General features: G+C 32.3%; 15 protein-coding genes. 8 read left to right on the forward strand and 7 right to left on the reverse strand.

The window, feature by feature from the left end; translation table 11 throughout:
* Positions 1-3: 3 nt before the first annotated feature.
* Entirely contained in the window at positions 4-411 is a 408-nt protein-coding gene (locus BUB70_RS12785; protein ID WP_143155306.1) for a hypothetical protein, read from the forward strand.
* A 1-nt stretch (position 412) separates the two neighbouring features.
* Here the strand turns inward: BUB70_RS12785 and BUB70_RS14320 are convergent, their stop codons facing one another.
* Both BUB70_RS14320 and mnmD read right to left on the reverse strand, forming a co-directional pair.
* The gene (locus BUB70_RS14320) at positions 413-547 is read right to left on the reverse strand and encodes a hypothetical protein (protein WP_262508096.1); all 135 of its coding nucleotides are present in this window, start codon (positions 545-547) and stop codon (positions 413-415) included.
* Positions 548-549: 2 nt separating this feature from the next.
* Complete coding sequence (gene mnmD, locus BUB70_RS12790; protein ID WP_073122210.1) at positions 550-1,215, reverse strand: tRNA (5-methylaminomethyl-2-thiouridine)(34)-methyltransferase MnmC2; 666 nt, start codon at positions 1,213-1,215, stop codon at positions 550-552.
* A 126-nt stretch (positions 1,216-1,341) separates the two neighbouring features.
* Between mnmD and BUB70_RS12795 the strand changes: the two genes are divergently transcribed.
* The 6 genes from BUB70_RS12795 to BUB70_RS12820 all read left to right on the forward strand — a co-directional run bounded on the left by BUB70_RS12795 (position 1,342) and on the right by BUB70_RS12820 (position 10,985).
* Positions 1,342-2,415 (forward strand): branched-chain amino acid aminotransferase, encoded by a 1,074-nt coding sequence (locus BUB70_RS12795; protein WP_073122212.1) that lies wholly within the window; start codon positions 1,342-1,344, stop codon positions 2,413-2,415.
* 74 nt (positions 2,416-2,489) lie between these two features.
* Positions 2,490-3,488 (forward strand): quinolinate synthase NadA, encoded by a 999-nt coding sequence (gene nadA / locus BUB70_RS12800; protein ID WP_073122215.1) that lies wholly within the window; start codon positions 2,490-2,492, stop codon positions 3,486-3,488.
* Positions 3,489-3,491: 3 nt separating this feature from the next.
* Positions 3,492-5,081, forward strand: a complete 1,590-nt coding sequence (nadB, locus tag BUB70_RS12805; protein WP_073122217.1) for an L-aspartate oxidase — start codon at positions 3,492-3,494, stop codon at positions 5,079-5,081.
* Between the two features lie 20 nt (positions 5,082-5,101).
* A complete protein-coding gene (locus BUB70_RS12810) occupies positions 5,102-5,422 on the forward strand; it encodes a DUF6660 family protein (RefSeq protein WP_308691615.1) in 321 nt (106 codons plus the stop codon).
* A gap of 61 nt (positions 5,423-5,483) precedes the next feature.
* On the forward strand, positions 5,484-9,791 hold the full coding sequence (locus BUB70_RS12815) for a CusA/CzcA family heavy metal efflux RND transporter (protein WP_073122219.1): 4,308 nt from the start codon (positions 5,484-5,486) through the stop codon (positions 9,789-9,791).
* Between the two features lie 6 nt (positions 9,792-9,797).
* A complete protein-coding gene (locus BUB70_RS12820; protein ID WP_084730286.1) occupies positions 9,798-10,985 on the forward strand; it encodes an efflux RND transporter periplasmic adaptor subunit in 1,188 nt (395 codons plus the stop codon).
* 77 nt (positions 10,986-11,062) lie between these two features.
* Here BUB70_RS12820 and BUB70_RS12825 read toward each other — a convergent pair whose 3' ends face one another.
* Genes BUB70_RS12825 through BUB70_RS12840 form a run of 4 tightly spaced genes read right to left on the reverse strand, consistent with a single transcriptional unit; the run spans position 11,063 to position 15,647 of the window.
* Complete coding sequence (locus tag BUB70_RS12825) at positions 11,063-12,637, reverse strand: DHA2 family efflux MFS transporter permease subunit (RefSeq protein ID WP_073122222.1); 1,575 nt, start codon at positions 12,635-12,637, stop codon at positions 11,063-11,065.
* A gap of 3 nt (positions 12,638-12,640) precedes the next feature.
* A complete protein-coding gene (locus tag BUB70_RS12830; RefSeq protein WP_073122224.1) occupies positions 12,641-13,723 on the reverse strand; it encodes an HlyD family secretion protein in 1,083 nt (360 codons plus the stop codon).
* 15 nt (positions 13,724-13,738) lie between these two features.
* On the reverse strand, positions 13,739-15,037 hold the full coding sequence (locus BUB70_RS12835) for a TolC family protein (RefSeq protein ID WP_073122226.1): 1,299 nt from the start codon (positions 15,035-15,037) through the stop codon (positions 13,739-13,741).
* Positions 15,027-15,647 (reverse strand): TetR family transcriptional regulator, encoded by a 621-nt coding sequence (locus tag BUB70_RS12840; protein ID WP_073122227.1) that lies wholly within the window; start codon positions 15,645-15,647, stop codon positions 15,027-15,029. Before BUB70_RS12840 ends, BUB70_RS12835 begins: the two co-directional genes overlap by 11 nt.
* A gap of 139 nt (positions 15,648-15,786) precedes the next feature.
* On the opposite strand from BUB70_RS12840, the gene BUB70_RS12845 reads away from it, so the two are divergent.
* Positions 15,787-16,413: a 2OG-Fe(II) oxygenase gene (locus tag BUB70_RS12845; protein WP_073122229.1), complete on the forward strand. Its 627-nt coding sequence runs from the start codon at positions 15,787-15,789 to the stop codon at positions 16,411-16,413.
* A gap of 33 nt (positions 16,414-16,446) precedes the next feature.
* Here the strand turns inward: BUB70_RS12845 and BUB70_RS12850 are convergent, their stop codons facing one another.
* Entirely contained in the window at positions 16,447-17,487 is a 1,041-nt protein-coding gene (locus tag BUB70_RS12850) for a GMP reductase (protein ID WP_073122231.1), read from the reverse strand.
* Positions 17,488-17,601 lie beyond the last annotated feature (114 nt).

Below are 17,601 nucleotides of genomic sequence, written 5' to 3' on the forward strand. Positions count from 1 at the left end.
ATAATGGAAATTAAACTTTACAAATTAAATCTTAATTCAAGAGAAAAAAAATTATCTCCTTATACTTTAACAATAGAAGGAAGACAAATAACATATTTTAACATTCATAAAGAACATACTAAAAGTATTGTTGAAACAAAATTTTATACATTTGAACGCGACAACAAATACAAACATCGCTTCAAAAATTTAAAACTAAATTATCGATTTATGATAAATGGAAATGACGAATGGGAAGATGACTCAATTGCTTTCCTTCAAGGTTATGTTAGGCTAAATTTTTATCAAATAGTAAAATTAAACTGGATACATAACAAAAGTTGGATTCAAAAACCTGAAAATATAAAATGGTTAATCAGTATACCAATCTCTATATTTACTGCTTATGTGACATCCAAATTAACATCTTAGCTTACTTCCCCAAAAACTGAGCAATTAAAGTATCCGCATTTTTTAACAAATACAACACAAAAAACAACACGGCTACTAATAAAATAACTCTAAGTCTGTTTGGCTTTTTTCTTTTTGGTCTTGTAAACTCTGTCATATTTATATTTTTTTAGTACCTCTTAACATTTCTCTTTTCCCTGGAGGGCCAGGCAATCTTTCAACTTCAAAACCTACAGTTTGCATAGCTCTACGCACACTTCCTTTGGCTGCATACGTTACTATTTTCCCACCTGGTTTTAAGGCGGTAAACATCAAAGCAAAAATTTCTTCAGTCCACAAATCTGGTTGCACTCTAGCTCCAAAAGCATCAAAATAAATCAAATCAAATGCATCTACATCGTGTAAATTGTGGAAAAACATCTGACGTTTGGTCAACCTAAAATTAGGCGTTACCTCTTGTGGTTTGTTCCAAGAAGTTAAGTGCATCTCCTCAAACTTGTGCGATAAATTCCTAGTATCTAATTCCGACACATAGTTCAAAGCCAACAATTCATCTTCTCTAACAGGATAAGCCTCTACACCAACATAATCTATTTTACGTTGATCTTTAGCCGTTTCTAACATGGTAATAAAGGCATTCAATCCTGTACCAAAACCAATTTCAAGAATAGAAAAATCATCTTTTTCCATAGATTTATACCCCATCTCAATAAACACATGATAGGCCTCTTGAATAGCACCATGCGTGGAATGATAATTCTCGTTCCATGCAGGGAGGTGAATCGTAGTAGATCCATCAGATGTTATGATAATTTGTCTTTTCAAAACAGTTGGTTTATGGCAGCAAATATATACATTAATATACTTTGTTAAAAAGTGTTTTTATTGCATACTTTACAATTTTTATATTTACTTTTGTTCTCTATAAATATTTTTTTTACAAACGAAATCATGGGAATTAACAACCAGAACATCACGATTAAAAAATCTACTACCACAAAAATTAATGAGGTAGATTTTAGCAATTTATCGTTTGGAGAAAACTTTACAGATCACATGTTTGAATGTGATTATATTGATGGGAAATGGACAAATGCACAAATTAGACCTTATGGTCCTATTTCTCTAGACCCATCAGCTAAAGTATTCCATTACGGTCAAGCAATTTTTGAAGGAATGAAAGCCTACAAGTCTGTCGATGGTGCCGTCTGGTTATTTAGACCTGAAGATAACTTAATCAGATTAAACAAATCTGCTGTGCGTTTGGCAATTCCTGAATTTCCTAAAGATTTATTCTTTGATGGAATGGAGTTGTTGTTAAATATTGATAAAGAATGGATACAAACTACTGAAGGTAGTTCTATGTACATCCGTCCTTTTATTATTGCTACAGAGCCAGGAGTTTCGGCTTCGCCAGCAAAGCGTTATAAATTTATGTTTATTTTATCTCCAGCACAATCTTACTACAGCGGAGAAGTAAAAGTATTATTTGCTGATAAATTTAGCCGTTCTGCAAGTGGAGGGGTTGGATTTGCTAAATGTGCAGGAAACTACGCAGGGCAATTCTATCCTACAAAATTAGCGAACGAAGCAGGTTATCAACAAGTAGTATGGACAGATTCTAGTACTCACGAAAAATTAGAAGAAGCGGGAACAATGAACGTTTTCTTTAGAGTCGGTGATACTTTAATTACAGCTCCAACTTCCGACAGAATCTTGGATGGTATTACACGTAAAAGTGTAATTGCTATTGCAGAAAAAGAAGGATACAACGTTGAAGTAAGAGATATTTCTGTTTACGAAATTGAAGAAGCTGCAAAAAACGGAACTTTATTAGAAATGTTTGGAGCAGGTACAGCAGCGGTTATCAACCCTATTGTAAGTTTTCATTTTAAAGGAAATGATTATGATCTTCCTAAGTTAGAAAACAGTTATGCTTCAATTATTAAAAAGAAAATTACCGACATTCAAACAGGTAAAGCAGAAGATCCATTTGGTTGGAAATATGCTGTAAGGTCTATTTAAAAAAACAGACTCATAAAACTCAAAAGAGCCTAATAGGCTCTTTTTTTGTAAATTTGTACTTCAAAACTAATGTAATGGACACTTTAGCAAAAGCAAAAGAAAACTTAAACAATAAAGGTTTTTTAGATATTGAGACCAAAGATACTACAGATTATGTAGCGGAAATCAATCGATTAAAAAAGGAGAAAAATGCTGTCATCTTAGCCCACTATTATCAGGAAGAAGCCATTCAAGATATTGCTGATTTTGTAGGAGATAGTTTACAACTAGCCCAAGAAGCAGCAAAAACTGATGCAGATGTGATTGTATTTTGCGGGGTTCATTTTATGGCAGAAACTGCTAAAATTTTAAACCCTAAGAAAAAGGTTTTATTACCAGATTTAAAAGCTGGTTGTTCTTTGGCAGATTCTTGTCCACCAGAAGAATTTAAAGCTTTTAAAGCCAAGTATCCTGACCACAAAGTAGTAACATACATCAACTGTTCTGCTGAAATTAAAACAATGAGTGATATTGTTTGTACTTCATCAAATGCAGTAAAAATCATCAACTCTTTTCCAAAAGATCAAAAAATCATCTTTGCTCCAGATAAAAACTTAGGAGATTATTTAAACAAAGAAACTGGTAGAGACATGGTTTTATGGGATGGAGCTTGTATGGTACACGAAGCTTTTTCTATTGAAAAATTATTGACTCTGGCTGCAGAACACCCTGATGCTGAAATTATTGCACATCCAGAATCTCCTTCACATATTTTAAAAACAGCAAGCTATATTGGTTCTACTGCTGGTTTGTTAAAATATGCTAGAGAGAGTAAAAAAGATAAATTTATTGTAGCTACCGAAGCAGGTATTTTACATGAAATGATAAAACAAGTGCCTAACAAGCATTTGATTCCTGCCCCTGCAGAAGAAGACAATAGTTGTGCTTGTAGCGAATGTTTTTACATGAGAATGAACACCATGAAAAAGTTATTCTTATGTTTAGAACATGAATTACCAGCTATAGAAGTTGATGAAAAATTAGCAGCTGATGCTTTGCTACCTATCGAAAGAATGTTAGCACTTTCTAAATAAAATATGATTAAAACAGATTTTCTAGTCATCGGTTCTGGAATTGCAGGACTTTCTTATGCACTAAAAGTTGCGAATCACTTTAAAGATGCTCAAGTTATTTTGGTAACAAAAGCAGAAAAAGAAGAAAGCAACACCAAATATGCTCAAGGTGGTATTGCTACAGTAACCAATACTGATACTGATTCTTTTGAACAACACATTCAAGACACCTTAATTGCTGGTGATGGTTTGTGTGATGAAGCTGTGGTGAGAATGGTGGTTGAAGAAGCTCCTAAAAGATTAGAAGAACTCATTGCTTGGGGAACAAAATTTGATAAAACCAATCAAGGTGATTACAGTTTAGGACGTGAAGGAGGACATTCTCAAAATAGAATTTTACATCATAAAGATGTGACTGGTTCTGAGATTGCTCGTGCTTTGTTAGAAGCTGTAGATAAAATTCCAAACATCACTTTATTAGAAGATCATTTTACTATAGATTTTATTACCGATCATCATATTCTAAGAGCACAAGGTCACGAAAAAACTGTGACTCACAGAGATGAAATTACCTGTTACGGTGCTTATGTGTTAGATGAAAAAACACAAGAAATAAAAACCATTCAAGCAAAAGCAACTTTGTTAGCAGCTGGTGGTAGCGGTCAAGTTTATAGAACTACAACCAATCCTAAAATTGCAACAGGTGATGGAATTGCCATGGCTTATAGAGCCAAAGCAAAAGTTCAAGATATTGAATTTATTCAGTTTCACCCAACTGCTTTACATCAAGAACCTGCCCAATCTCCTGCCTTTTTAATTACAGAAGCAGTTCGTGGGGAAGGTGGAATCTTAAGAAACATTCACGGAGAACGTTTCATGGAAAAATATGACGATCGTTTAGAATTAGCTCCAAGAGATGTTGTAGCCAGAGCGATTGATACCGAGTTAAAATTAACAGGTGAAGATTATGTGTATTTAGATTGTAAACACATCGACCCAGATCATTTTGTAAATCATTTTCCAAACATTACCAAAAAATGTAAATCTTTAGGTATTGATGTACATAAAGACTTTATTCCTGTAACGCCTGCTGCACATTATATATGTGGTGGTGTGGCTGTAAATATGAATGGAGAGACTACTATAGAAAATTTATACGCTTGTGGAGAATGTTCCAGAACAGGTTTGCATGGAGCCAATAGATTAGCTTCAAATTCTTTGATAGAAGCCGTAGTTTATGCGCACAAAAGTTTTGAACACATCCTTACAAAATTTAATTCTTTAACTTTTAGAGATGATATTCCTGACTGGGATGATACAGATACTTCTCAAAACAAAGAAAACATTTTAATTACTCACGATAGAAAAGACATTCAAAAAATCATGAGTAATTATGTAGGTATTGTTCGTTCTGATGAGCGTTTACAAAGGGCTGCTAACAGGTTAGATATACTATATCAAGAAAATAAAGAACTATATAAAAAAGCAAAACTTTCTGTACCCATTTGTGAGTTAAGAAATATGATTACGAATGCTTATTTAATCATACAAGCTTCTATGGAACGTAAAGAAAATAAAGGGGGATTTTATAATCAAGATTGCTCAAAATCATAAAAAACAATATCTTTATACGGATGAGATTTTTAGCATACTTACTTTCTTTAATCGTTTTTGTCATGATAGCACTACCATGCACAGATAGTATTTTTGATTCTATAAACAAAAGTGTAAGTACTGAAATTCACGAATCTCATCAAGAACATTCACAAGATATTCATGATGAATGTACCCCACTTTGTACCTGTAATTGTTGTGGGACTTCTATTACTCTCCCTGTTTTAATTACGTTTAAACAAAATAATCTCAAAAATTACGACACTTGTAATTTTTTCTACGCTTACCATTATCATTATAAATTTGCCAAAGGTCTTTGGCACCCACCAAACATTGGTTAAACCATTTTAGTAGGACAAGTACGTCTTGTCATCACATAAAGTTTAACCAAATACAACAAACATGTTTGATAAAATCATAGCTTATTCGGTTAAGAATAAGTTCATCATAGGGCTATTTATGTTAGCGCTAACCATTTGGGGTGTCTATTCTTTAAGACAAATCCCTATTGATGCCGTTCCTGACATCACTAACAATCAGATTCAAATTATTACGGTAAGTCCTACCTTGGCAACACAAGAAGTAGAACAATTTATAACCACTCCTATTGAATTGTCTTTGCAAAGTCTACAAAAAACAGAAGAGATTCGTTCCATTTCTCGTTTTGGATTGTCTGTAATTACCGTCGTTTTTCAAGAAGATTATGATATTTATCTGGCCAGACAATTGGTCAGTGAACGATTAAAAGAAGCTCAAAGCAACATTCCTAACGGATTAGGAACGCCAGAAATGGCTCCTATTTCTACAGGATTGGGAGAAATCTATCAATACGTAGTAAGACCTAAAAAAGGTTTTAAAGAACAATATTCAGCAAGTGATTTAAGAACCATACAAGATTGGATTGTAAAAAGACAATTGTTAGGAATTGAAGGAGTTGCTGAAATTAACTCCATGGGAGGTTACTTAAAACAATACGAAGTAGCTATTGATCCAATGGTTTTAAAATCAATGAATTTAAACATCACCAATATTTTTGATGCTCTAGAAAAAAGTAATGAAAATACCGGTGGAGCTTACATAGAAAAAAAACCAAACACCTATTACATCCGTGCAAAAGGAATTGCAAAATCTTTAGAAGATATTGGAAATATTGTGATTCAAAAACAAAACAACACTCCTATTTTAATTAAAGATGTGGCAACGGTTCACTTTGGAAAAGCTCCAAGATATGGAGCTTTGGTTCGTGATGGTGAAGAAGTGGTCGGTGGAAAAGTAATGATGTTTAAAGGAGCGAATTCTGCAGAAGTGACAGAATTGGTTAAACAAAGAGTTATTCAAATCCAGAAATCTTTACCTGAAGGTGTTATCGTAGAACCTTATTTGGTTAGAGATAAATTAATTTCTACAGCCATAGGAACCGTGGAAAAAAACCTCATTGAAGGAGGTTTAATTGTCATCTTCATTCTTGTTTTATTATTAGGAAACTGGAGAGCTGGATTGATTGTGGCCTCGGTAATTCCTTTTGCTATGTTGTTTGCCATCTCTATGATGAACTTATTAGGAATTTCTGCCAACTTAATGAGTTTAGGAGCCATTGATTTTGGATTGATTGTAGATGGAGCCGTGATTATTGTAGAAGCGATTGTACACAGGTTACAAATAAAACATGCTGGAAAGCAACTGACAAAAAAAATGATGAATAAAGAAGTTATTACTTCTTCACAAAAAATTAGAAGTTCTGCAGCCTTTGGAGAAATCATCATTTTAATGGTTTACATTCCCATTTTAGCATTGGTAGGTATTGAAGGAAAAATGTTTAAACCTATGGCACAAACCGTGATGCTAGCCATTGCAGGAGCTTTAATTTTATCTTTGACTTATGTTCCTATGATGGCTTCCCTATTTTTAAATAAAAACATTACCTCTAAAACAACCTTTGCCGACAAACTGATTGATGCTGTTCAAAAAAGATATCAACCTGTTTTAGAAAAAGCTTTAAAACATCAAAAGAAATTTATGGGAGGTACTATTGCTGTTTTCTTAATTACCTTATTGGTTTTTACTAAAATGGGAGGAGAGTTTATTCCTACTTTGGAAGAAGGAGATTTGGCTATGCAACAAATTTTACCGCCTGGAAGCTCCTTAACACAAAGTATTGAAACTGCTAAACGAATTCAGAACAAGTTGATGAAAGAGTTTCCTGAAATAGAAGATATTGTAGCCAATATAGGATCTGCTGAAATTCCTACCGACCCGATGCCTGTAGAAATCGCAGATTACACTTTGGTAATGAAACCTAAAAAAGAATGGACCTCAGCAGAAAACAGACAAGATTTATTTGAAAAAATTGAGACTTCTTTACAAGATATTCCTGGAGTTGGTTATGAATTTTCTCAACCCATTCAGCTTCGTTTTAATGAGTTGATGACCGGAACCAAAGCAGACATCGCTATTAAATTATTTGGTGATGATTTAGATCTGTTGTATAACAAAGCCAAAGAATCAGAAAAAATTATTAAACAAATTCCAGGTGTTGGAACTATAAATGTTGAGCAAACTATAGGAATGCCTCAAATTATTATTGAATACCAATATTCAAAATTGGCTCAGTACGGTTTACATATCCAAGATGTTAACAAAATTATTAGAACTGCATTTGCAGGAGAAAAAGCCGGAATTATTTACGAAGGAGAAAAAAGATTTGACTTGGTCGTTCGACTAAATGAAAATTCAAGAGCAGAAATAGATGATCTACAGAACCTGTTTATTTCATTAGATGATGGAAATCAAATTCCGTTAAGTACTATTGCTAACATTCAACTGAAAGATGCTCCTATGCAAATTTCTAGAGAAAACACCAATAGACGAATTGTAATTGGAGTAAATGTAGGCGATACTGATGTAGAAACTTTGGTTACTCAAATTCAAGAAAAATTAGATAGTGAATTAGAACTACCCTCTGGATATTATTTTACTTATGGAGGACAGTTTGAAAATTTAAAAGCGGCTAATGCTCGTTTATCAGTGGCATTACCAATTGCTTTGGCATTAATTTTCATCCTGCTTTATTTTACATTTGGATCTTTTAAACAAGCTCTTTTAATTTTTACAGCCATTCCATTATCTGCCATTGGTGGTGTTTGGGCATTACAATTAAGAGGAATGCCCTTTAGTATCTCAGCAGGAATTGGATTTATTGCTTTGTTTGGAGTAGCCGTATTAAACGGAATTGTATTGATTGGTTATTTAAACCAACTAAAAAAAGAAGGAATGGAAAATGTATATGATAGAATTTTAGAAGGAACCAAAGTCCGTTTAAGACCTGTAATTTTAACCGCTTCCGTTGCTTCATTAGGATTTTTGCCAATGGCTTTATCTACTTCTGGTGGAGCTGAAGTTCAACGCCCATTAGCTACCGTTGTGATTGGCGGCTTGATTTCTGCAACTTTTTTAACCTTGGTCATTCTACCCATTTTATATCAGTGGATAGAAAGCTGGCAACCTAAAAAATTAACTTCAATTTCTAAAACAACATTAATAATTTTTATTTTTACAGGCTTAGGAATATCGTCACAAGCACAAGAAAAATCAATTTCTTTAGAAGATGCCGTTCAAATAGCTTTGAAAAATCATCCTAAAATAAAAGCAGGATCTTTAGAAGTTTCAAAAAACGAATCTTTACAAAATGTAACTTATAATTTAGGAAACACCTCTATTGGTTATAAAGGAGATGGTTTGTTTGTAAAAAATAATCAACAAGTCAATCAAATTGAAGTGTCTCAAAACTTTAACAATATTGGAATTTCTAAAGCGAATAATCGCTTACAAAATGAAATCACACAACAAAGCACTTTGGATCAATTATTAATAATTAGCGAAGTTTCTTATCAAGTTAAACAAACCTTTTACCAATTTCAACATCAAAAAAAATTACAAAACATGTATGCTAAATTGGTTAAAGCGTATCAAAAATACAGCAACATTGCCAATGCAAGAGTTAATGCTGGTGCTAGCAACCCAATGGAAGCATATACTTTAAGTTCCAAATTAAAGGAATATGAATTGCTTATAAAACAATTGCGTTTAGAAACAGAAAATTCTAAAAAACAACTACAATCTTTCCTAAACAGTGAGGTAGCGTTTTGTCCAAATAATAATTTTAAAAAAGCCACCCTTGAATTTAACGATAGCACCCAGCTTGTTTGGTTAGAAAAAAGTAAGCAAAATATTGCCATTGCCCAAGCAAAAATGAAAGTGAGTAAAACACAGTTAAATCCTAGTTTTAGTATTGGTTATGCTGCTCAAAATTACGTGCAGGGAGGTTGGCTAAATGGTATTTCTGGAGGGATTAGTATTCCTTTATTTAACAATCAAACCAAACGAAAAATTAAAGCTCAAGAACTTGATGTAGAAATTGCTAAAAACAAATATAAAAGTGATGCTTTAGTATTTAACCAAGAAATTAATAAAGCCAAAAATCAGGTGTTAAGTTATCAGCAGGGAGTTGAATTTTACGAATCTCAAGTAAAGAATGTAAACCCGGAAATGATTAGAATTGCTGAACTTAATTATCAAGCAGGAGAAATTACCTACTTAGAATTATTAAATACTTTACAAATTGTAAGCAGTAACGAACAAAAATATTGGAATCAGCTTTTGGCTTATAATCAGGCTGTAGCTTACTATCAATTTATCACCAATCAACAATAAAAAATCATGAAAACATATATCAAACCTATTTTTAGCGTTTTATTTCTTTTCTTCATAATGATCTCATGTAAAAAAGAAGTAAATACAAAGCAAGCAGTACAAAATAAAGAACATGAACATCATGGAAATAAAAACATTCATTTAACTAAAAACCAAATCAAAACCATCGATTTAAAATTAGGAGATTTTACAAAAATCAAAATAAATGCTTTTGTAAAAGCTACAGGTTTACTTGGTTTACCTCCTAATGCATATTCTTCTGTAAATGCAAAATACGAAGGAATTATATCGGGACATAAAAAGTTTATTGAGGGAGATTTTATTAAAAAAGGTGAAATTATTGCTTATTTAGAAAATCCTGATTTTATTGTAAAACAACAAGACTTTTTAAAAACCAAAGCAGAGCTAGAACTTCAAGAAATTGAAGTGACTAGACAACAAGAATTAATGGATGCCAATGCTGGAATTTCTAAAAACCTACAAACGGCTAAAGCGAAAGCAGCCATTTTAAAAGCTGAATACATGGGAATTACACAGCAATTAAATTATTTAGGGATTGCTACAAAAAATTTAAATCCTACTAATATTTCACAACAAATTCCAATCATTGCTCCTATGAGTGGATACATTACCAAAATTAACATGCATAATGGTATTTTTGTAATGCCCAACGTTTCATTAATGGAAATTGTAGCCAACGACCATTTACATTTAGAACTAGATGTTTATGAAAAAGATATTGATAAAATAAAAGTTGGACAACAAATAAGCTATACCACTCCAGCGATTAACAACATTCAGTACAAAGGAGAAGTGAGTGTTATTGGTAAAGAGTTTAACGGAACTGCCAAAACAGTTAGAGTACATGGACATTTAGAAGACTATAAACCTATTTTTATTAAAGATTTATTCATCAATGCTAAAATATGGTTGAATGATAAAACGGTGAATGCATTGCCTGAAAGTGCTATTTTAAAAGAAAATGGAAGTCACTTTATTTATGTTGCCTCTACTCATAAAAATGATAAAGAAACTGAATTTTTAAAAATAAATGTAAAAACAGGAGCCACCAACAACGGATTTACAGAAGTTTCTCCAGTAGATGAAATTCCAGAAAACATGCAAATTGTAATTGATGGTGCTTATTATGTATATGCACAATCTAAAAACGGAGAACTTAGTCACGAACATTAAGTAAAACTTTATTTATCAAAACAAAAAGCACAGCCAATGGCTGTGCTTTTTTCTAAACTAAAACTAACTAAACTTAATTAATGTACCGAGGAAGTATCTACTTTACCTGCTCCTTTTTTAATTAATAAAACAAAAGGAATACAGAGTAAAAACAACACTCCTAAGTATAAAAATATATCCATATAAGACAATACAGTAGCTTGTTTCATTACCGAAACTTCTAATATTTTGTATGCCTTGTCTAATGCTTCATTTGCAGCGTAACCTTTGCTTATAAACATCATTTTTAAACCTTGAATTCTTTCCTGTACTTGCAAGTTCACTGCACTAATATTAGGCAATAAATCCACTTTATGTTGTTGGGTAAACCTTGCAATCATGGTGGTAATAATGGCAATTCCAAAAGAACCTCCTAATTGTCTTGTCATTCCCGTAAAAGCAGCCCCATCTCCAATATCTTTTCCTATCAATGTTGATAAGGATAATGTTGTAATAGGAACGAATAACAATCCTAATCCAAAACCTCTAACCACCAATGGCCAAAAGAAATGTTCTGTTCCTGTATCTGGAGTCATTACTAAGTACATCCACAAACTATAGATAAAAAAGATGGCAAAACCACCTGTAACCAAATATTTTTGAGGCACTCCTTTTTGTAATAATTTACCAATAATTGGCATCATAAAAGCAGTTGTAATAGAACTTGGTACTAATAACAAACCTGCATCTGTTGCCGTAAATCCTAATACTGATTGTGTATAAATTGGAATGATAAAAGTGGAACCGTACAATCCAAATCCTAAAATAAAAGTCATAATAGTACCAATTCTTAAATTACTATCTTTTAACACACTTAAATTTACAATAGGATGTTTGTAGGTTAATTCTCTCCAAATGAATAATATCAAACCAAACAAAGACGTTACTGACAAGGCTGTAATTAATGAATCATCAAACCAATCATCTTGCTGTCCGTGTTCTAAAACAAATTGTAACGATCCAATAAAAGTGGTTAATAAGATAATTCCAATCCAATCTACCTGACTTGCTTTTAGTTTTTCTCCATACTTAGGACTTCTTACAAACAATATGGTTAATGCAGCTGCAATAATTCCGATAGGAATATTGATATAAAATATATATGGCCATGAAAAATTATCTACCAAATATCCTCCTAATGGAGGTCCTAAGGTTGGTCCTACAATAACTCCCATACCATAAATAGCTTGTGCCATTCCTCTTTTTGCTACAGGATAACTTTCGGTTATAATGGTCTGAGCCGTTACCAATAAGGCACCTCCACCTAGACCTTGAATAAATCTAAAAGCTACTAATTCCCATATATTATTAGCGTTACCACATAAAAAAGAGGATACTGTAAAAATGACAATAGAAGTAGCAAAATAATTTCGTCTCCCAAATTGCTTAGACAACCAACTTGTCATGGGAATAATAATTACGTTTGCAATGGCATAAGCCGTAATTACCCAAGCTACATCAGTCAGTGTAGCCCCTAAGCTCCCCTTCATATCATTTAAGGCAACATTCACAATAGTAGTGTCTACTATTTCTAGTAAGGCACACAGAATTGCTGTAATGGTAATAATTACCCTTCTGTAACCGTATTCTACTAAACTGTCTTGATCTTGCATAACTTATTTTAAATGAACATCAACCTCTACATTCATTCCTGAACGTAATTTTGCCAATGCTTCTTTATTATTATTTTCTGTAAATTCAATTTTTACAGGTAAACGCTGAATGGTTTTTACAAAGTTACCTGTAGCATTATCTGGTGGTAATAAAGAAAACTTAGATCCTGTTGCTGGCGAAAAGGTAGCTACTATTCCTTCAAACTCCTCCCCTGGATAAGCATCTACCTTTACGCCGACTTTTTGTCCTACAATCATTTTTGACAATTGCGTTTCTTTAAAATTGGCTACTACCCATTTTGTTGAGTCATCTATTAAATAGAACAAAGATTGACCAGGTTGCACAAACTGACCTTTTTGAATTTTAACTGCCGATAATTGTCCAGTAATTGGAGCTGTTACTACGGTATAACTTAAATTCAACTTTGCTGCATTTAAAACAGCTTCTGCACTTTTTACATTTGCTTCGGCAACAGCTACTTGTTTTTTAGAAATATCTGTTTGAGAAACTGCTGCATTTTTTTGACTGCTACTTGCCTTCTTTTGATTTTTTAAAACTTGTAAATGATTTTCAGCTTCCTGTTTTGCAGCCAAGGCTTGCTCATATTGTTGTGCTGTGATTGAATGATTTTTATATAAATTTTCATATCTTTTGAAATCATTTTCTGCTCTCCACAATTTAATTTCTGCAGATTTAATGGTTTCTGTAGCAGTATTTACTTGTGCGCTTGCAGTAGCTGAATTTGCCTCAGAAGAACCAATACTTGCTTGAGACACCAACAGTGCATTCTGTGCTGCTAATAAATTTGCCTTTGCTTGTTCAATTTTTACTACATAATCACTGTTATCTATCACAAATAAAGTATCTCCTTTTTGTACCTCGTGATTGTCTGACACATATACTTTCTCTATATATCCTGCTACACGAGGAATAATTGGACTCATATTTTCTTCTATATGTGCATCATCTGTTTCTTCATGAGATAAGGAATGAATAAACTTATAAGTTCCATAAACCACTCCAATAGTAACCAATACCGAAATAATAGCTACAAATTTTTTATTGATTTTTTTCTTTTGTTCCATGATATGAAATATTCTTTATTTTTTTAATGTGTTGATTAATGATCCTGTTGCTTTTAACCAAGCATAATACTTTTCTGTAATGTTTGCTTTGGCGTAAGTCACGTTTAATTTGGCTTGTAATTGATCTACATCTGCCTCTAACAAATCGTTGGTATCAGCCAAACCATTGTTGTATTTATCTTGTACAATTCTGTAATTTTCCGTTGCCTGTTCTTCTGATTTTGTATAGACATCGTATTTTTTTACCGCTAATTGATATTCTTGTTTTGCATTTTCTACTTCTACTTTTACTGCATCATTTTGAACGTCAATTGCATATGCTAATTCTTTAGCTTTACTTTTGGCAACTTTTACATTGCTTTTGTTTTTAAAAATACTTCCTATATCATAAGAAACCCCTACACCTATGTTCATGGCGTTAGTAACCTTTAATGCATTTTTTAAATCCAAAGCAACATATCCTCCAGACAATCCAATAGTTGGATAATAGTTTCCTTTGGCTACTTTAATTTGATTTTCTGCTGCTTTGTATTGATAATCTAAAGCTTCTAAATCACTTCTTTCAATAGTCATATTATCAGTTACCAATTCTTGAGTTCCTAAATTTTCTGATTGAATATCTATGACAGAATTTTCAGGTAATTTTAACATCATAGCCAATCTGTAATTTAAAATATTGGCTGTTTTTTTAGCTTCTTCTAAACTCACTTCAATGTTAGATTCCTGAATTTGGGCTTTTAACAAATCGTTTCTAGCAATAATTCCATTTTGCTCCATAGCAGTAAAATCTTTCACTCTTTGTTTAGCACTTTTTAAATTTTCCTCAATTAACAAAGTTGTTTGATTTGCCTTGTATAAATTGATAAAACTTTGCGTAACATTTAAAGCAATTTCTTCTTTTTTGCTTTCAGCATTTAATGTGGCAGCTTTGTAGTTATTCTCACTTGCCTTTACCGTATTTTTTAATTTAAAACCAGTAAACAAAGGCATTGAAACACTTGCCTGCCCAAACATTAACTGATTTACATCTGGAGTATTTCCAGCTGTTTCATTTTCATTTCCACCCATTTCCATTTCTACATTTGCATTGGTTAAATAAGCATACTGACCAGTTATTTTAGCATCGGGATATAATAAATTTTTTGCTACCTGTAACTCGTGCTCTGCTGTATGTACTTTTACATCTGCTATTTTAGACACATCACTATTTTCTAGTGCTAGGTGAATAGCTTCTTTTAAATTCATCGCTTGTTTACTTTGTGCATGTAATCCTATGGTTACAAAAACACTCAGCAAGAGTATTTTAAATTTCATTTGTTAATAATGATTTAATGGTTTGTTGGATATGTTTGGTTAAAGTTTGATGTACATAAATATCAACAGCTACATCATTCTCTAAAGGGATTAAAGTTTTATAGAAACGTTTATTGTAATAGAAATTAAAGTATGATCCTTGTACGGTTGGCATTAATAACTCAATATTTACATTTTCATTAAAAACACCTGCTTTTTGCCCTTCTTCCACAAAAGCTTTAATCGTTTTAAAACCTTCTAACTTTTCTTTGGTATATGCTTTAAAATCAAAACCTCTTGTCTCATTAGAAAACTCAAAATGAATAATTTTATACATTCTTCTTTTAGCATGTGTTCTATAAACAATTAGCTTTATTAAATCATCTAATTTTTCGGTATATGATTTCTTTTGATTAACAACCTTTAATAACTCGTTTCTAAAATCTGCAATACGGTATAATAAAAATGTTTCAAGTAATTTTTCTTTCGATCCAAAATAATAAGAAATCATCGCCACATTTACATCAGCCTCTTTGGCAATAGTCCTCACAGAAGTTCCGTCAAAACCATTTTCAGCAAATAGCTTTTCTGATACATTTAAAATATGAATCTGTTTATCATTTAATTTCATCTCTTCAATTATTTATTCTTAAATCCAGTACAAAGTTAAACAAACGTTTAATTTAAACAACTGTTTAATAAATTATTTTTTGTGATTTTTTTTTAAAAGAGAAAAATCAATATTAAAATCAGCTAATTTAAGCGGTTATATGAATAACGAATTTAGCATAGAGCAAGAGGAGCTTCAGTTTGAAGCTTTGATTGACGGACTCTTAAATAATCAATACGGATTTACTGAGAGCTTTATGGATGTTGACACGATTTCTGGGCTAAGAGATAATCTTTTTAGATACAGAGAAAATGGTGAAATGCATCCTGCAGGAATAGGAAAAAAATTTGATTACCAAAAGAATACTTTGGTAAGAGGTGATTTAATTAAATGGATTGATGAAAATTCTACCAATGCATTTGAGCGTTTATTACTAGATAAAATTAACAGATTTATTACTTATTTAAATAGAACCTGTTACACTTCTATCAACGCCTCTGAATTCCATTATGCTACTTATGAAGTAAATAGTTTTTACAAACGTCATTTAGATCAATTTAAAAGTGAAAAAGGGAGAAAATTTTCTTTGGTTATTTATTTAAATGAAGACTGGACTCCTGAAGATGGAGGAAAGTTATCTCTTTATTTAAATGAAAATAAAATTGATGATTTATATCCTTTAAAAGGGAGAGCTGTATTTTTTAAAAGTGATGAATTAGAACATGAAGTACACCCCTCATTAACAAGAAATAGAATCAGCATTGCCGGTTGGTTAAAAAGTGTTTAAAACCAAAAAGAGTCAGAAAAATCTGACTCTTTTTTATTTGTTATAAATTCTATTCTCTTGTTCTGCAACCCTAATAAAAGTAGTTCTTTTTGTTAATTCTTTTAAACGTTGAGCCCCTACATAAGTACAAGTGCTTCTAATTCCTCCTAAAATATCTTGTACTGTTTGTATCACTTTTCCTCTATAAGGAACCTCTACTGTTTTCCCTTCACTTGCTCTATATTCCGCTACTCCCCCCACATGTTTTTCCATGGCTGTGGCAGAACTCATTCCGTAAAACTGTTTAAACTTTTCTCCATTTTTTTCAATCAATTCTCCCCCACTTTCATCATGTCCTGCTAACATTCCACCTAACATTACAAAATCTGCACCTGCCCCAAAAGCTTTGGCAACATCACCTGGCGTAGCACAACCACCATCACTAATAATTTGTCCTCCCAAACCATGAGCAGCATCGGCACACTCTATAATGGCAGACAATTGTGGATAGCCTACTCCTGTTTTAACTCTTGTGGTACAAACAGATCCGGGTCCAATTCCAACTTTTATAATGTCAGCCCCAGATAATAATAATTCTTCAACCATTTCACCCGTCACCACATTTCCTGCAATGATTACTTTATCGGGATATAAATTTCTAGTGTTTTGAACAAAATTAACAAAATGCTCTGAGTATCCGTTGGCCACATCAATACAAATAAACTTTAAGTTCTTATTTTGCGATAAAACCTCTGCTAATTTTTCAGCATCTTTGGCACCTGTTCCTGTACTAATGGCAATAAAATTCTCAATTCCTTTTGGTGCTTTTGATAAAAAGTGATTCCATTCCGCTACTGAATAATGTTTGTGAATAGCAGTGAAAATACAATGCTCCATTAAAGCCATCGCCATTTCAAAAGTTCCAACCGTATCCATGTTAGCCGCCATAATAGGAACTCCTCGCCATGTAGCTTTGCTATTTAAAAATTTAAATTCTCTATCTAAATTAACCTGAGCCCTACTTTTTAAGGTTGATCTCTTAGGTCTTATCATTACATCTTTAAATCCTAATTTAATATCATATTCAATTCTCATAGGAAGGTTCTTTTAGCTTTACTTCTAAATTTACAAATTGTTTAAAAGTATATTTCCATTAAAAGTCATTTCTATTCATGACTTATTAACAATTAATTTTAATAGATATTGGTT

The organism is Wenyingzhuangia marina (genome assembly GCF_900130035.1).
Lineage (GTDB): Bacteria > Bacteroidota > Bacteroidia > Flavobacteriales > Flavobacteriaceae > Wenyingzhuangia > Wenyingzhuangia marina.

Excerpts from the sequence above, each read along its gene's own strand:
- BUB70_RS12825 (WP_073122222.1), bottom strand. The coding sequence starts at position 12,637 with ATGCAAGATCAAGACAGTTTAGTAGAATACGGTTACAGAAGGGTAATT.
- nadB (WP_073122217.1), top strand. The coding sequence starts at position 3,492 with ATGATTAAAACAGATTTTCTAGTCATCGGTTCTGGAATTGCAGGACTT.
- BUB70_RS12845 (WP_073122229.1), top strand. The coding sequence starts at position 15,787 with ATGAATAACGAATTTAGCATAGAGCAAGAGGAGCTTCAGTTTGAAGCT.
- BUB70_RS12840 (WP_073122227.1), bottom strand. The coding sequence starts at position 15,647 with ATGAAATTAAATGATAAACAGATTCATATTTTAAATGTATCAGAAAAG.
- BUB70_RS12815 (WP_073122219.1), top strand. The coding sequence starts at position 5,484 with ATGTTTGATAAAATCATAGCTTATTCGGTTAAGAATAAGTTCATCATA.
- nadA (WP_073122215.1), top strand. The coding sequence starts at position 2,490 with ATGGACACTTTAGCAAAAGCAAAAGAAAACTTAAACAATAAAGGTTTT.
- BUB70_RS12785 (WP_143155306.1), top strand. The coding sequence starts at position 4 with ATGGAAATTAAACTTTACAAATTAAATCTTAATTCAAGAGAAAAAAAA.
- BUB70_RS12850 (WP_073122231.1), bottom strand. The coding sequence starts at position 17,487 with ATGAGAATTGAATATGATATTAAATTAGGATTTAAAGATGTAATGATA.
- BUB70_RS12820 (WP_084730286.1), top strand. The coding sequence starts at position 9,798 with ATGAAAACATATATCAAACCTATTTTTAGCGTTTTATTTCTTTTCTTC.
- BUB70_RS12810 (WP_308691615.1), top strand. The coding sequence starts at position 5,102 with ATGAGATTTTTAGCATACTTACTTTCTTTAATCGTTTTTGTCATGATA.
- BUB70_RS12830 (WP_073122224.1), bottom strand. The coding sequence starts at position 13,723 with ATGGAACAAAAGAAAAAAATCAATAAAAAATTTGTAGCTATTATTTCG.
- BUB70_RS12795 (WP_073122212.1), top strand. The coding sequence starts at position 1,342 with ATGGGAATTAACAACCAGAACATCACGATTAAAAAATCTACTACCACA.
- BUB70_RS12835 (WP_073122226.1), bottom strand. The coding sequence starts at position 15,037 with ATGAAATTTAAAATACTCTTGCTGAGTGTTTTTGTAACCATAGGATTA.
- BUB70_RS14320 (WP_262508096.1), bottom strand. The coding sequence starts at position 547 with ATGACAGAGTTTACAAGACCAAAAAGAAAAAAGCCAAACAGACTTAGA.